This window comes from Neorhizobium tomejilense (assembly GCF_964254135.1).
GTDB classification, from domain to species: Bacteria; Pseudomonadota; Alphaproteobacteria; order Rhizobiales; family Rhizobiaceae; genus Neorhizobium; species Neorhizobium tomejilense.
This window is the reverse complement of the sequence record NZ_CAXUSO020000001.1, coordinates 888242-901370: the sequence shown is the minus strand read 5'-3', so window position 1 is coordinate 901370 and position 13129 is coordinate 888242. Positions and strand designations below refer to the sequence as shown.

The window sequence follows — 13129 nt, the reverse complement described above, 5'->3', positions numbered from 1 at the left end:
CCAAGGCACGATCCCGACCACAGGCAAGGGAACCGGCGCGAAAGCAGCATGCGGGCTTTGCTCGCCGACCGCAAAGGTCAGTCTGGCATCGAGTTCACCCTGCTTCTGCCGGTGATGGCGCTGCTGTTCGCGGGCACCGTCGATCTCGGAGAAGGCCTGATGGTGAAGCGGAAGATCAACCAGATCGCGGAAGTGGCGAGCGACATCGTCTCCCAGGAAACAAGCTGGAGCAACAGCGAGCTCAATACCCTTCTCCAAGGGACCGCCTCCATTCTCATTCCCTTCGACAGCAGCGCACTCGCAATCCAGGTCGCCCTCGTAGACTTCGACGCCGCAGGCAACGCGAAGGTCAACTGGTCGTCGGCCTATCAAACGAACGCGCAGGTATCCGGGGATCCGCCCGCCTTCGAAATCCCCGCCGATCTGATCGAAAGCAATGTGCAGCTCGTCGTCGTGCAGGTGAATTATGCAATGGCGACGCCTTTCACCTCTCTGTTTTCCGCAGTCACCGGCTCGGGTGAGTACAGCTTCGTCGGCAAGGCGATCTCCCGCCCGCGGGTCGGCGACAAAATCGCCAAGAAGTAGGGCCGTCCAACAGAGGTTGTCCTCGCGAAAGCTGCCGCGGCAAAGGAACCGCATCCGCAAACCTCGATTGCGGCGACTGCGTCAGTGGCGTTGACACCAAGACTGCCGGCGCCGCACGGTTCTGAGCCGACGAGAATTTCGCCCTCACCGACCTCGCCTGTTTGCCATTCGCCTCATCCTCCCGGCAGATATGAAGTCGCGCTCCCAGAACGAAGTTCTGCTTTGGGATAACCGGAGTTTCAGGTTATTATTGCGCGGCCAACACACAGCTCATCAGGTTGCCAATGCAAAGCCATCCGCTGTCACTTCGCCTCAAGCCAGACGTCCAGGCGCGCCTTCAAGCAGAAGCTGAAGCCAGCGAACAGAAGATGGCCGAAATCGCGGCGACGGCTATCGAGACCTACCTGGAAAGCCAGGCGGAAAAACGCCTTCAGCTTGAGCAGGCGATTGCGTCGGCCGACGAAGGCACCTTTGTTTCCAGCGAAAAAATGGCAGACTGGATTGCCTCCTGGGGTTCGGAGAACGAACTCCCGGAACCGGAACCGGATATATTTACAAAACCTTCCAGACGCGCCTGATCCTGATGAAGATCGTCTATCTGCCGCGAACGCGCGCCGATCTTCGATGGATGAAAGAGTATTATACGCACGTATTTCCAGACGGTGCTCGGTATGCGCGGCTGCGGTTTCAAAACGCCGAGCAGCTTCTCAAAGACAATCCGCAAGCGGGACGCCCTGGGGCACTCTCGGGCACGCGGGAACTCGTGATCGCGAGGACCCCTTTCATCATTCTCTACCGCATCCAGGCGGATAGGATCGAGATTCTCCGTATCTGGGACGGACGCTCGTTTCGCCAATTGAGCCCGGCCAGCGATCCATCATAACCAGCCATTAACCATAATCGGCGAATGTGACGTCGCTTCAACTCCTTAGTCACTTTTTAGCCGAGTCGCTCCCATGTTTGTCCGCGTCCTTTGTGTCGCCGCCGCCGTCGCGTGCCTTCTTTCCTCCTGCGCCGGTCGCAGCCAGACCGAGGCCGGCTCGCTTGCCACTTCATTTGCACCCGCCAAGGGCCTCTCCTCACCCAAATCGCCCAAAAAGGCGGAGGCGGATTCGCCGGTGGCGCTGACGCCCGTTGCCTGGGGGCGTTTCAACAATCCGGGCAGCCTTTCCGGCCGCACCCTCACCGCCTCGTCGCTTTCCGACCTGAAGCTTGCCGACAAGGAGGTCGTGCTGACCTTCGATGACGGCCCGATGCCGAAGAAGACGGAGAAGATCCTCTCCATCCTCGACGAATACGACGTCAAGGCGACCTTCCTGATGGTCGGGCAGATGGCCAAGGCCCATCCGGAGATCGCCCGCAAGGTGGTCAATGCCGGCCACACGATCGGCAGCCATACCTATCGCCATGCCGACCTGCAGAACCTTTCCTTCGATGCGGCCGTGGCCGAAATCGAAAAGGGGCGCGATGCGGTGACCAGCGTCACCCATGAGGATGCCGGCTTCTTCCGCTTCCCCTATCTCGCCGACACCAGGCGCCTGCGCCAGTGGGTCGCTTCGAACAACATGGTGGTGCTGGACGTCCAGGTCGATTCCAAGGATTATTTCGGCGTCTCGCCGGCCGCCGTCGCAACCCGCACGATGAATTCGCTGCGTGCTCACGGCAAGGGCATCATCCTGCTGCACGACATCCATGCCCGCACGGCCGCCATGCTGCCAGCGCTGCTCACCCAGCTGAGCGCCGAAGGCTACAAGGTCGTTCGCCTGCGCCACAGCAATTCGTCGATGATGATGGCTTGGCTGAACTGAGGGAAAGAATGCGCGGGGTCAGGCCTTCTTGACCCAGCGCCCCTCTTCCGATTGCTGCCAGTAGGTCAGCGCATGCCCCTCGCCCTTCAACTTCTTCCACTGGGCGCGGGCGTTGTCGAGCTGGACGGTATCGTAGCCGTCGAACATGAAGACGATCCGGTCATAGTCGGCTATCGGCGGCGGCTCGGCACCATCCACCAGAAAACGAACCGTCGCACCGTTGCCGTTTTCGGCAGCGGAGGTCAGCAGCACCGGCTGCGCCTCGGCCATCGGCGAGGCGTCGGTGCCATGCGGCAGGAAACTGTCCTCGCGGAAGGTCCAGAGATGCGCGTCGAGAAAATCCCGACGCACATCGCTGCTCGTCTGCACCGCCACCTTCCAGCCGCGCTCGACGCTCTTTTCGAGCAGCGCTGGCAGCGCCTCCTCAAGCTTCGATTCAGTCAGGTGGTAGAACAGGACTTCAGTCATTAGCTCTCGTAATGCGCCCGCACGAGTTCGTCCAGCAGCCGGACACCGTAGCCGGATCCCCAGGACTGGTTGATCTCGCTCGACGGGGAGTTCATCGCGGTGCCGGCGATGTCGAGATGCGCCCAGGGCGTTTCGCCGACGAAGCGCTTCAGCAGTTGCGCCGCGGTGATCGACCCGGCGTTGCGGCCGCCGGTATTCTTCATGTCTGCGAATTTCGAATCGATCAGCTTGTCGTATTCCTTGCCGAGCGGCATGCGCCACAGGCGCTCGCCGGTGACATCCCCGACGCCGGCCAACTGGCCGGCCAGCGTGTCGTCGTTGGAGAACAGGCCCGCCTGCAGATTGCCGAGCGCCACCAGGATCGCGCCGGTCAGGGTGGCGAGATTGATCATGAAACGCGGCTTGAAGCGATCGTTGCAATAGTGAAGCGCATCGGCAAGCACCAGCCGGCCTTCCGCATCGGTGTTGATGATCTCGATCGTCTGGCCCGACATCGTGGTGACGATGTCGCCCGGTCGCTGGGCGTTGCCGTCGGGCATGTTCTCGACGAGGCCGAGAATGCCGATCGCGTTGACCTTGGCCTTGCGGGCGCCAAGCGTATGCATGAGGCCGATCACGGCAGCGGCGCCGCCCATGTCGCCCTTCATGTCTTCCATGCCGGCACCCGGCTTGATGGAAATGCCGCCGGTATCGAAAACGACGCCCTTGCCGATGAAGGCGACCGGCGCATCCTTCGGCTTGCCGCCCTTCCATTGCATGACGGCGAGCCGCGGCGGGCGGACCGAACCTTGCGCCACGCCAAGCAGCGCGCCCATGCCGAGCTTCTTCATCTCCTTCTCGGTGAGAATTTCCACCTCGACGCCGAGCTTCTCCAGTTCCTTGGCCTTGTCGGCGAATTCGACCGGTCCGAGAACGTTCGGCGGCAGGTTGACGAGTTCGCGGGCGAGAAGCACGCCGCCGGCGATCGCCTCGGATTCGGCGAAAGCCTTCTTGGCGGCCGCAGGCTCGGCGGTGACGATCGTCACCTTCACCGTCTTCGGCGCCTTTTCCTCGTCATCGCCCTTCTTTGTCTTGTAGGTGTCGAAACTGTAGGCCCGCAGCAGCATGCCGAGCGCGAAGCCGGCCAGTTCGGCAGCACCGACCGCAAGGCCGGGCACATCCGTGAAGATCGCCACCCTGGTCATCGACTTGACCGCGGAAGCGGCAATGCCGCCCGCCTTCAGCCAGTCGTAGGCGGTCAGCGCCTCGGCCTTGCCGAGGCCGAGCACGACCAGCCTGTCGGCGGGAGACCCCTGAGGCGCGATAATGTCCAGCGTCGACATCAACTTGCCGGAAAACTTCGCGATCTCCGCCGCCCGGGTCACGATGCCGGCCGGATCGGCATCGGCAGCGCCCGCTGCCGGCCCGCCGCCGGCTAGCTTGAGCTGGATGGCAAGGCCGCCGTCGATCTTGGCGGACTTGGCGAAGGAGATATCGAATTTCACGGACATTGCGACTCCAGGAGGCTTTTCCAAAGAACGCGGCGATCATCGCCGTTTCGGCTTGAAGCGCAAGGGCGAGATGTCACAACTGCGTCAACCCGGTTGCGGGCTCCCTCTCCGGCGCGTCAAAAAGCCTGATTTCGGGAGGGGACATTCCCTTCTATCGGCAGCCGGCACCTGTTCAAATCCGACGCGTCTTGCTCTAGGGTCGCGCCGCCCGACGACCAACGGATCATTTCGCATGACATCGCCTTCCCAAACCCTCCCCGAATGGCTTGCCGCCATGCGACGATTCTTTGCCAGGCCGAAGGGCTGGTTCATCGTGCTGATGGCGCTCTGGTGGGTGCTGCTGGCGGTCTTCTACCTGGTACCCGAGATCGACCTTGCCGTGGCGCGCGCCTTCTTCGCCCAGGCCGCCTGTGGCGAGGCTATCGAACGAGGCCGGGTCTGCGGCAGTTTTCCCTATGGCACCGAAACCCTGTTCGTCCTGATCCGGCGCGTTCTCTTCTACCTGCCGGCGCTGGTCGCGATCTATCTCCTCTACCGGCTGATCGCCAACCTGCAGCACCACGGCGAGACCTACAGCCCGCGCAAGACGCGGGATTATTCCATCGCCCTGGTTTCCTTCCTGATCGGCCCGTATGTGCTGGTCAACCTGATCCTGAAGCAGGTCTCCAACCGGCCCCGCCCCTACGAGACCGACTTTTTCGGCGGCAAGGACGTGTTCACGCCGGCCGGCGATTTCGGCGGCGCCTGCGTCGGCAACTGTTCCTTCATTTCCGGCGAGGCGGCGGGCGCCGGATGGCTGGCCTGCCTCATCGTTTTGCTGCCGAAACCGCTGCGTCCGGTGCTCGGGCCGCCGCTGATCGCCATCTCGCTGATCTCGCCGGCGCTCAGGACCTCCTTCGGCGGCCATTACTTTTCGGACGTGACGCTCGGCTGGTTGTCGTCGCTGGTGGTCTATGCAGCGGTGGCTGCGTGTTTCGAAATGTCACAGCGAAGAAGAAAACGGAATTCGCAAACAAATTTGTGACGCAGCCCCTGTCGCAAAGCTGATCTCAATCGCTTAGATAGGCGCGACCGTCATCTCGGGGTAACTAGCTGTCACCATTCCCCGGGTGACGTTGTGCAAGGTATCTAGGCCGGAATGAAGCTTCTCGAAGTCTACATATTGCGCCGGATTTTTCAGATGTTCCTGGTGACGCTCCTGCCGGTGCTCACCATCATCTGGACCATCCAGGTGCTGGGACGCATCAACCTGGTCACCGATACCGGCCAGTCGATGGGCTCGTTCGCGACTCTTGCGACCTTCATCCTGCCGACCATCATCCCCGTCGTGCTGCCCTTCGCGCTCGTCATCGGCATCACCCAGACGCTGACGGCGATGAACAACGATTCGGAATTGCCCGTCATCGACGCGGCCGGCGCGTCGCGCAGCATCATTTACCGGCCGGTGCTGATGCTCGGGCTCGCGCTTAGTCTCTTCTCGTTCCTGGTGACGAATTTCGTGGAGCCACCGTCTCGCGTCGCAGCCCGCCAGATGGTCGCCGCCGCTTACGCCGACCTGCTCTCCTCGGTCATCGAGGAAAAGACCTTCCGCAGCATCGAGCCGGGGCTCTACGTGCAGATCTCGGAGCGCCATTCCGGCCGCGTGCTCAAGGGCCTGTTCGTCGTCGATTACCGCGACCCGAATTTCGACCTCATCTATTACGCCCGCGAGGGATCGATCGACGAAAGCGGTACCTCACTCACCATGCGTGACGGCGAGGTCCACCGCAAATCCGCCGACGGACGCATCTCGATCATCAAGTTCGTCTCCTACGCCTTCGACCTGTCGGCGATGACGAAGGCGGAAGGCGGTCTGCCGCAATATTCGACCGACCGCAGCCTCGCTTTCCTTCTGAACCCGGATCCGAACGATCCGGTCTACCAGAAATCGCCGGACGCCTATCGGTCGGAATTGCACAGGCGCTTGTCCGACTGGCTTTTCCCTATCACCTTCGCGCTGATCTCGCTGGTCATTGCCGGCAGCACCCGCTCGCACCGGCAGACCCGGGTCCATCCGATGGTGTTTGCGCTTTTCCTCGCTTTCGGCGTGCGCTGGCTCGGGTTCTCGGCCACCAACATGGTCGAACGCCATCCGCTCTACACCCCGCTCCCCTACGCCGTGCCGATCGTCTTCTCGCTGATTGCGATCTTCATGCTTGCCACCAACCGGCAGTTCTCGGCGCCGCGCTTCATCGCTCGCGGCATGTCGCGCCTGGCCGGCAGCGTGCAGCGGCGCATACCCGCCTCGCGGACTTCGGGCGGAGGTACGGCATGATCTTCACGACGCTCGGCCGGTATTTCTTCCGTCGTTATATCATCACAGCACTCTGGTTCCTGCTCGGCGTGGGCGCCATCATCTTCCTCGCCGACTTCAGCGAGACCAGCCGCCGCATGTCGGGTTTCAGCGGCTACACTGTCTCGACCGGGCTGGCGATGACTGCCATGCGCGTGCCGCTCATCCTGCAGCAGACCATCCCGACGCTCAGCCTGTTTATCGGCATGACGGTGCTGATCGCGCTCAACCGCCGCTACGAACTGGTGGTGACGCGCGCCGCCGGCATTTCCGTCTGGCAGTTCATCTCGCCGTTCGTCATCGGAGCGTTTCTGATCGGGCTCGCCACCTTGCTTGTGATCAATCCGCTCGCCGCCTGGGGCCAGCGCGAATCCGCTTCCATGGAGGCCAGCTGGCGCGAAGCGAGCAACCGCTCCCGGGCATCCACCTTCATTCCCTGGATCCGCCAGATCAGCGGCGACGACGACACGGTCATCGGCGCCAAGAGCTATCAGGAGAAGGGAACGCGGCTTATCGACGTGGTGGCTTTCCAGTTTGACAAGGACGGTCGCGTGATCATGCGGCAGGACGCCAAGACCGCAAAATTGGAAGATGGTTACTGGCTGCTTAACGACGTTTTGGAAAACCGGCCGGGCGAAATTCCGGTGCGTCGCGAGACAGCACAGGTTCGCACCAAGTTGAAGCAGGAATATATCCAAGAGAGCCTGGCGCAGCCTGATACTGTTGCGTTTTTTGATCTTTCCAGAAAAATCGAGGTCAGCAAATCTTTCGGCATTCCCACAAAGGCGCTCGAGACGCAGTATCACTCGCTGCTCTCCCTGCCGATCCTGCTCGTGGCAATGACTCTCATTGCTGCAACAGTCTCATTAAAATTCAGTCGGTTCGCCCAGTCCCGGTCCGTGATTCTGGGTGGAATAGTTTCTGGCTTCGTGCTTTATGTCGTCACGGTGCTTGTGAAGGCATTCGGAAGCAGCGGGGCAATTCCTCCTTTCGTGGCGGTCTGGATTCCAGTGATCGTCGCGACGGCACTGGGGACGACAATTCTGCTTCATCAGGAGGATGGCTAGTGGCGGTAAGTAACCGCAAACATATAAGACGGCTCGCCGCCGCCCTGCTGACAGGTGTGTCTGTATGCGTATTTGGCGTATCCGCAACGGTTGTGCAGGCTCAGGGTCTGGTGCCTCAGGCAGCGGACGGCGCCAAGATGCTGTTGCGCGCCAATGAGCTCGTCTACAATCAGGACGCCGAGGTGGTCACCGCGACCGGCGGCGTGCAGATCTATTACAACCGCTACAAGATGGTGGCGCAGCGCGTTCAGTACGATCAGAAGAGCGGCCGCGTCATGGCGACCGGCAATATCGAGCTGATCGAGCCGGGCGGCAGCCGTGTCTATGCCGAGCAGATGGACGTCACCGACAGCTTCGGCGAGGGTTTCATCAACGCGCTCCGCGTCGAGACCACCGACAATACCCGCCTTGCCGCCGAGAGCGCCGAGCGCCAGCCTGGCGACCTGATGGTGCTCAACAATACCGTCTACACCGCCTGCCTTCCCTGTGCCCAGACGCCGGGCAAGGCCCCACTATGGCAGGTCAAGGCGCAACGGGTGGTCCGCAATGGCCAGACCCATACGATTCGGCTTGAAAACGCCCAGTTCGAACTGTTCGGCCTGCCGATCGGTCGCCTGCCTTTTGCAATCGAGGTGCCGGACGAAACGGTCGAGCGCAAGTCGGGCCTTCTGTTCCCGCAGTACAGCGCAAGCGACAATCTCGGCTTCGGCGTGACGGTACCCTACTATCACGTGTTCTCGCCGAGCATGGATGCGACGCTCAGCCCTACCTATTATTCCAATCAGGGGCTGCTGCTTCAGGGTGAGATCCGCAACAAGTTCGAGACAGGCGAACATACGTTCCGCTTCGCCGGGATCCATCAGAACGATCCGGAAGCCTTCGATCCGAATACCAGCGACCGGGCTGCGGATAACCGCCTCATGGCCGCCTCCAAGGGCGAGTTCAAGATCAACCCGCGCTGGACATTCGGCTGGAACGTCATGACCCAGAGCGACAACAACTTTTCGCGGACCTACAAGCTGACCGGCGTCGGCGGCGGCACGTTCACCAACGACGTCTATCTCACCGGCCTGGGGACGCGGAACTATTTCGACCTGCACAACTATTATTTCAACATCCAGGACGACACCTATAGCAACACGGCCGAGCAGGAACAGGCGATCGTCTACCCTTCGCTCGACTATACCTACTACGCGCCGGAACCGATTCTCGGCGGCGAGCTTTCGGTCACCTCCAACATTACCAACCTGTCCCGTCGCGAAGACGACTGGTACAGGGAAGGCACCACCAATCGTTTCCCGGGTCTTGAAGGCAGCTACAGCCGCTTGACCGTAGAAGCCGAATGGAAGCGTACCTTCAACACGCTCGACGGCCTGCTGCTGACGCCGATCCTCGCCGCCCGCGGCGACGGCATCCGCCATACCGGTTCCGGCACGCCGGGTCCCTATTTCGGCGATATGGAGTCTGAAGGCGCCAACGGTCGTTACATGCTCACGGCCGGTCTCGAGGCCCGTTATCCGATCCTGCTGACCACCGAAAACAGCAGCCATATCATCGAGCCGATTGCGCAGATCTTCGCGCGTCCCGACGAGCAGATGGCCGGCGGATTGCCGAACGAGGATGCCCAGAGCTTCGTCTTCGACGCCACCAGCCTTTTCGAACGCGACAAGTTCTCGGGCTTCGACCGTGTCGAAGGCGGCACGCGCGCCAATGTCGGCCTCCGTTATACCGGCACGTTCGCCAACGGCATCGGCGTGCGCAGCATTGTCGGCCAGTCCTACCATATTGCCGGCCAGAACTCGTTCGCGACCGAGGACCTGGTTCAGGCGGGCGCCAATTCCGGGCTCGAAACGCGCCGGTCCGACTATGTCGCGATGGCGGCCGTCGATCTGCCGCTTGGCCTCACGGTCGGGGCAAACGCCCGCTTCGACGAGAAGACATTCGCGATCAAGCGCACCGATGCCTCGCTTTCCTACACGACGCCGCGGGTGAGCGGCTCGCTGGTCTACACGCAGGTCGATGCTCAGCCGGAATACGGTTCGGACGACGCGCAAGACGTGCTGAAGCATTCAATGAGCTTCCGGATCAACGAAAACTGGGCGCTTGCCGGCACGGCGACCTGGGATCTCGCGGACAAGGAACTGGTCCGGCGCGGCATCGGCATCAGCTATGCGGACGAATGCACGATCTTTACGGTTGCCTATTCCGACAAGCCGTCGGACACGGCCGCCAACGACTGGACTGTCAGCGCCCGCCTGAGTTTCCGCACGCTCGGCGATATCAGCGTCGGCTCGACCGAAGGTTTCGATCAGGACTACCGCTACTGAGGTAGCGGCTCGTCCGATCGGCTGACTGTCATCGTTTCGCCGCAAGAATTGTGCAAGCGGTCGCAAATAGAGTATGAAATGCGAGGCCGGTCGGGCTCAAGTGCCCACCGGGGCGGGAAAAGGGATTGGTATCATGTTCGCAATGACCGCAACGCGCAAGCTGGTGCTGGCCGCGGCCGCTTTGGCCGCCTCGGTCGTCATTCAGCCCGCCGCCCAGCAGGCGCAGGCCGCCAGCGAAGTTTCGGCCGTCGTCAACAGGACGGCGATCACCAGCACCGACGTCGGCCGGCGCGTCGCCTTCCTGCGCCTTCAGCGCCAGAAGGCAGATGCCAAGGCGGCGCGTGAGGCGCTGGTTGATGAGGCGCTGAAGCGCCAGGAGATTTCCCGCGTGAAGATGTCGGTCAGCACCGAGGACGTCGACAAGGCCTTCGAGCGGTTTGCCGCCGGCAACAAGCTGAGCGTGGCGCAGATGAGCCAGATCCTCGACAAAGCCGGCGTCGGTGTCGAGCATTTCAAGAGTTACATCGCCGTGCAGATGAGCTGGCCACGACTGGTCAACGCCCGCTACGGCGGTTCGCGCGGCCGCATGTCGAGCCAGGAACTCGTCACGCGAATGATGGAGAACAAGGAAAAGCCGGTCACGACCGAATATTTCCTGCAGCAGGTGATCTTTGTCGTGCCGCCGGCCAAGCGTAACGCCATTCTCGCCAAGCGCCAGAAGGAAGCAAACGCCGCGCGCTCCAAATTCCCGGGCTGCGAGCAATCGAAGGATTTCGCCGCGACCATGCTGGACGTGTCGATCCGTGACCTCGGCCGCGTCCTCGCCCCCGAGCTGCCGGCCGATTGGAAGCCGCTGATCGAGAAGACGACGGATGGCGGCACGACCGGCACCCGTGTCACCGAACGCGGCGTCGAATTCCTGGCCATCTGCAAACAGCGCCAAGTGTCGGACGACCTCGCGGCGGAAGTTGTCTTCCGCGCCGAGGATCTCGGCAAGGCGAAGAAGGAAGGCGTCGACCCCAACGACAAGAAATATCTCGATGACCTGCGCAGCAAGGCCCAGATCGAGTATCGCTAAGAACATCGCTGATCTCGACACTTAAGTCATTTCCGGAGCCGTAATGCCACTCGACCGTCCGCTTGCGTTGACCCAGGGCGATCCTGCCGGCATCGGCCCCGATATCACGCTTGTCGCCTGGGCCTCGCGCCAGGCATACGACCTGCCGCCTTTCCTCTTCCTCGGCGATCCGGCCGTGCTCAAGGCCCGCGCCGTGATGCTCGGGCTCGACGTGCCGATCCGCGAGGCGGATAGCGAAAGCGCGATGTCGATCTTTCAGGACGCCCTGCCCGTGCTGCCGATCCCGGCCGGCGCGGAAATCGCAGCCGGACAACCGCATGTGGCGACCGCCAAAGGGACGATCCAGGCGATCGAGACCGCCGTTTCACTCTCGCTTGAAGGCAAGGCCGCCGGCACGGTCACTAACCCCATCGCCAAATCCATTCTCTATCAGGCCGGCTTCGGGTTCCCCGGCCACACGGAGTTCCTCGCCGCCCTCGCCGAGCGCGCGACCGGCAAGAAGATTCTGCCGGTGATGATGCTGGCGGGGCCGAAACTCCGGGCCATCCCGGTGACCATCCATATCCCGCTGAAAGACGTGCCCGCGGCGCTGAGCGCGGAACTGATCGCCGAGACCTGCCGCATCGCCCATCACGATCTCAAGATCCGCTTCGGCATCGACAAGCCCCGGCTTGCGGTTGCCGGCCTCAACCCGCATGCGGGCGAGGATGGCGCAATCGGCCGCGAGGACCAGGACGTCATCCATCCGGCGATCTTCAAGCTGCGGGCCGAGGGCCTGCACGTCTTCGGGCCGCTGCCGGCCGATACGATGTTCCACGACGAGGCGCGTGCCCGTTACGACGTGGCGATCTGCATGTATCACGACCAGGCGCTGATCCCTGCCAAGGCGCTCGGTTTCGACACCTCCGTCAACGTCACGCTCGGCCTGCCCTTCATTCGCACCTCGCCGGACCACGGCACGGCGTTCGGTATTGCAGGCCAGGGTGTGGCCCGCGAAACCAGCCTCGTCGAGGCGATCAAGCTCGCCGGCAATCTCGCGTCAAAGTCGAAAGTCGCCTGATGGCCACTCTGGACGGCTTGCCGCCGCTGCGGGACGTGATCCAGCGTCACGGGCTCGACGCCAAGAAGGCGCTCGGCCAGAACTTTCTTCTCGACCTCAATCTCACCCAGAAGATCGCCCGCAGCGCCGGACCGCTCGCAAATGCGACCGTCTTCGAGGTCGGCCCCGGACCCGGCGGCCTGACCCGAGCCATCCTGTCGCTCGGCGCCAAAAAGGTGATCGCCGTCGAACGGGACAGCCGCTGCCTGCCGGCACTCGCCGAAATCGGCGAGCATTACCCCGGCCGGCTGGAGGTGATCGAGGGCGACGCGCTGAGGACCGACTTCGCGGCGCTCGCGCCTGAAGGTCCGGTAAAGATCATCGCCAACCTGCCCTACAATGTCGGCACCCAGCTTCTCATCAACTGGCTGCTGCCCGCGCCGGACCGATGGCCGCCCTTCTGGGAAAGCCTGACGCTGATGTTCCAAAAGGAAGTCGGCCAGCGGATCGTCGCCGACGAGGACGACGACCATTACGGACGGCTGGGCGTGCTCGCCGGCTGGCGCACCGATGCGCATATGGTCTTCGACGTGCCGCCGCAGGCCTTCACACCGCCGCCGAAGGTCACCTCGACGGTCGTGCACCTGACGCCCCGGACAAATCCCCTGCCCTGCGACGTCGGCAAACTCGAACGCGTCACCCACGCCGCCTTCGGCCAGCGCCGCAAGATGCTGCGCCAGAGCGTCAAATCGCTCGGCGGCGAGGCGCTATTGGTGAAAGCCGGGATCGACCCGGCGAGACGGGCGGAGACGCTGTCGGTGGAAGAGTTTGTCAGGTTGGCGAACTGTTTGTGAACAGCGGCAGTAACTCCTTCAGCCGAAGGAGACATTTGTCGACTCCCCTTCACCTTCTTGGGAGCGGGGCCTACCCCTTGT

13 protein-coding genes are annotated in these 13129 nt (G+C 62.4%); 11 read left to right on the top strand and 2 right to left on the bottom strand.

The window, feature by feature from the left end; all coding sequences use genetic code 11:
- Nucleotides 1-48: 48 nt before the first annotated feature.
- The 4 genes from ACSQ3G_RS04710 (at nucleotide 49) to ACSQ3G_RS04695 (ending at nucleotide 2393) form a co-directional block, all read left to right on the top strand.
- Nucleotides 49-585 carry a TadE/TadG family type IV pilus assembly protein gene (locus ACSQ3G_RS04710; protein ID WP_172724111.1) on the top strand — a complete coding sequence of 179 codons (537 nt, stop codon included), beginning with the start codon at nucleotides 49-51 and terminating at the stop codon, nucleotides 583-585.
- 284 nt (nucleotides 586-869) lie between these two features.
- Complete coding sequence (locus ACSQ3G_RS04705) at nucleotides 870-1163, top strand: CopG family ribbon-helix-helix protein (protein ID WP_436109226.1); 294 nt, start codon at nucleotides 870-872, stop codon at nucleotides 1161-1163.
- Between the two features lie 5 nt (nucleotides 1164-1168).
- On the top strand, nucleotides 1169-1468 hold the full coding sequence (locus tag ACSQ3G_RS04700; protein ID WP_105421328.1) for a type II toxin-antitoxin system RelE/ParE family toxin: 300 nt from the start codon (nucleotides 1169-1171) through the stop codon (nucleotides 1466-1468).
- Between the two features lie 73 nt (nucleotides 1469-1541).
- Complete coding sequence (locus tag ACSQ3G_RS04695; RefSeq protein ID WP_436109225.1) at nucleotides 1542-2393, top strand: polysaccharide deacetylase family protein; 852 nt, start codon at nucleotides 1542-1544, stop codon at nucleotides 2391-2393.
- A gap of 18 nt (nucleotides 2394-2411) precedes the next feature.
- Here the strand turns inward: ACSQ3G_RS04695 and ACSQ3G_RS04690 are convergent, their stop codons facing one another.
- Both ACSQ3G_RS04690 and ACSQ3G_RS04685 read right to left on the bottom strand, forming a co-directional pair.
- The gene (locus ACSQ3G_RS04690; RefSeq protein ID WP_436109224.1) at nucleotides 2412-2861 is read right to left on the bottom strand and encodes a DNA polymerase III subunit chi; all 450 of its coding nucleotides are present in this window, start codon (nucleotides 2859-2861) and stop codon (nucleotides 2412-2414) included.
- Entirely contained in the window at nucleotides 2861-4351 is a 1491-nt protein-coding gene (locus ACSQ3G_RS04685) for a leucyl aminopeptidase (protein WP_436109223.1), read from the bottom strand. Before ACSQ3G_RS04685 ends, ACSQ3G_RS04690 begins: the two co-directional genes overlap by 1 nt.
- Before the next feature lie 232 nt (nucleotides 4352-4583).
- On the opposite strand from ACSQ3G_RS04685, the gene ACSQ3G_RS04680 reads away from it, so the two are divergent.
- The 7 genes from ACSQ3G_RS04680 (at nucleotide 4584) to rsmA (ending at nucleotide 13048) form a co-directional block, all read left to right on the top strand.
- Nucleotides 4584-5375 (top strand): phosphatase PAP2 family protein, encoded by a 792-nt coding sequence (locus tag ACSQ3G_RS04680; protein ID WP_105421320.1) that lies wholly within the window; start codon nucleotides 4584-4586, stop codon nucleotides 5373-5375.
- A 114-nt stretch (nucleotides 5376-5489) separates the two neighbouring features.
- Nucleotides 5490-6665 (top strand): LPS export ABC transporter permease LptF, encoded by a 1176-nt coding sequence (lptF, locus tag ACSQ3G_RS04675; RefSeq protein WP_105402923.1) that lies wholly within the window; start codon nucleotides 5490-5492, stop codon nucleotides 6663-6665.
- Entirely contained in the window at nucleotides 6662-7750 is a 1089-nt protein-coding gene (lptG, locus tag ACSQ3G_RS04670; protein ID WP_105402922.1) for an LPS export ABC transporter permease LptG, read from the top strand. Before lptF ends, lptG begins: the two co-directional genes overlap by 4 nt.
- Nucleotides 7750-10077 (top strand): LPS-assembly protein LptD, encoded by a 2328-nt coding sequence (locus ACSQ3G_RS04665; protein ID WP_436109222.1) that lies wholly within the window; start codon nucleotides 7750-7752, stop codon nucleotides 10075-10077. The genes lptG and ACSQ3G_RS04665 overlap by 1 nt, the downstream gene beginning before the upstream one ends.
- A 133-nt stretch (nucleotides 10078-10210) precedes the next feature.
- The gene (locus ACSQ3G_RS04660) at nucleotides 10211-11155 is read left to right on the top strand and encodes a SurA N-terminal domain-containing protein (RefSeq protein WP_436109221.1); all 945 of its coding nucleotides are present in this window, start codon (nucleotides 10211-10213) and stop codon (nucleotides 11153-11155) included.
- Nucleotides 11156-11198: 43 nt separating this feature from the next.
- Complete coding sequence (gene pdxA / locus ACSQ3G_RS04655; RefSeq protein WP_436109220.1) at nucleotides 11199-12215, top strand: 4-hydroxythreonine-4-phosphate dehydrogenase PdxA; 1017 nt, start codon at nucleotides 11199-11201, stop codon at nucleotides 12213-12215.
- Nucleotides 12215-13048: a 16S rRNA (adenine(1518)-N(6)/adenine(1519)-N(6))-dimethyltransferase RsmA gene (gene rsmA, locus ACSQ3G_RS04650; RefSeq protein WP_436109219.1), complete on the top strand. Its 834-nt coding sequence runs from the start codon at nucleotides 12215-12217 to the stop codon at nucleotides 13046-13048. Before pdxA ends, rsmA begins: the two co-directional genes overlap by 1 nt.
- The last annotated feature ends 81 nt before the right edge of the window (nucleotides 13049-13129 follow it).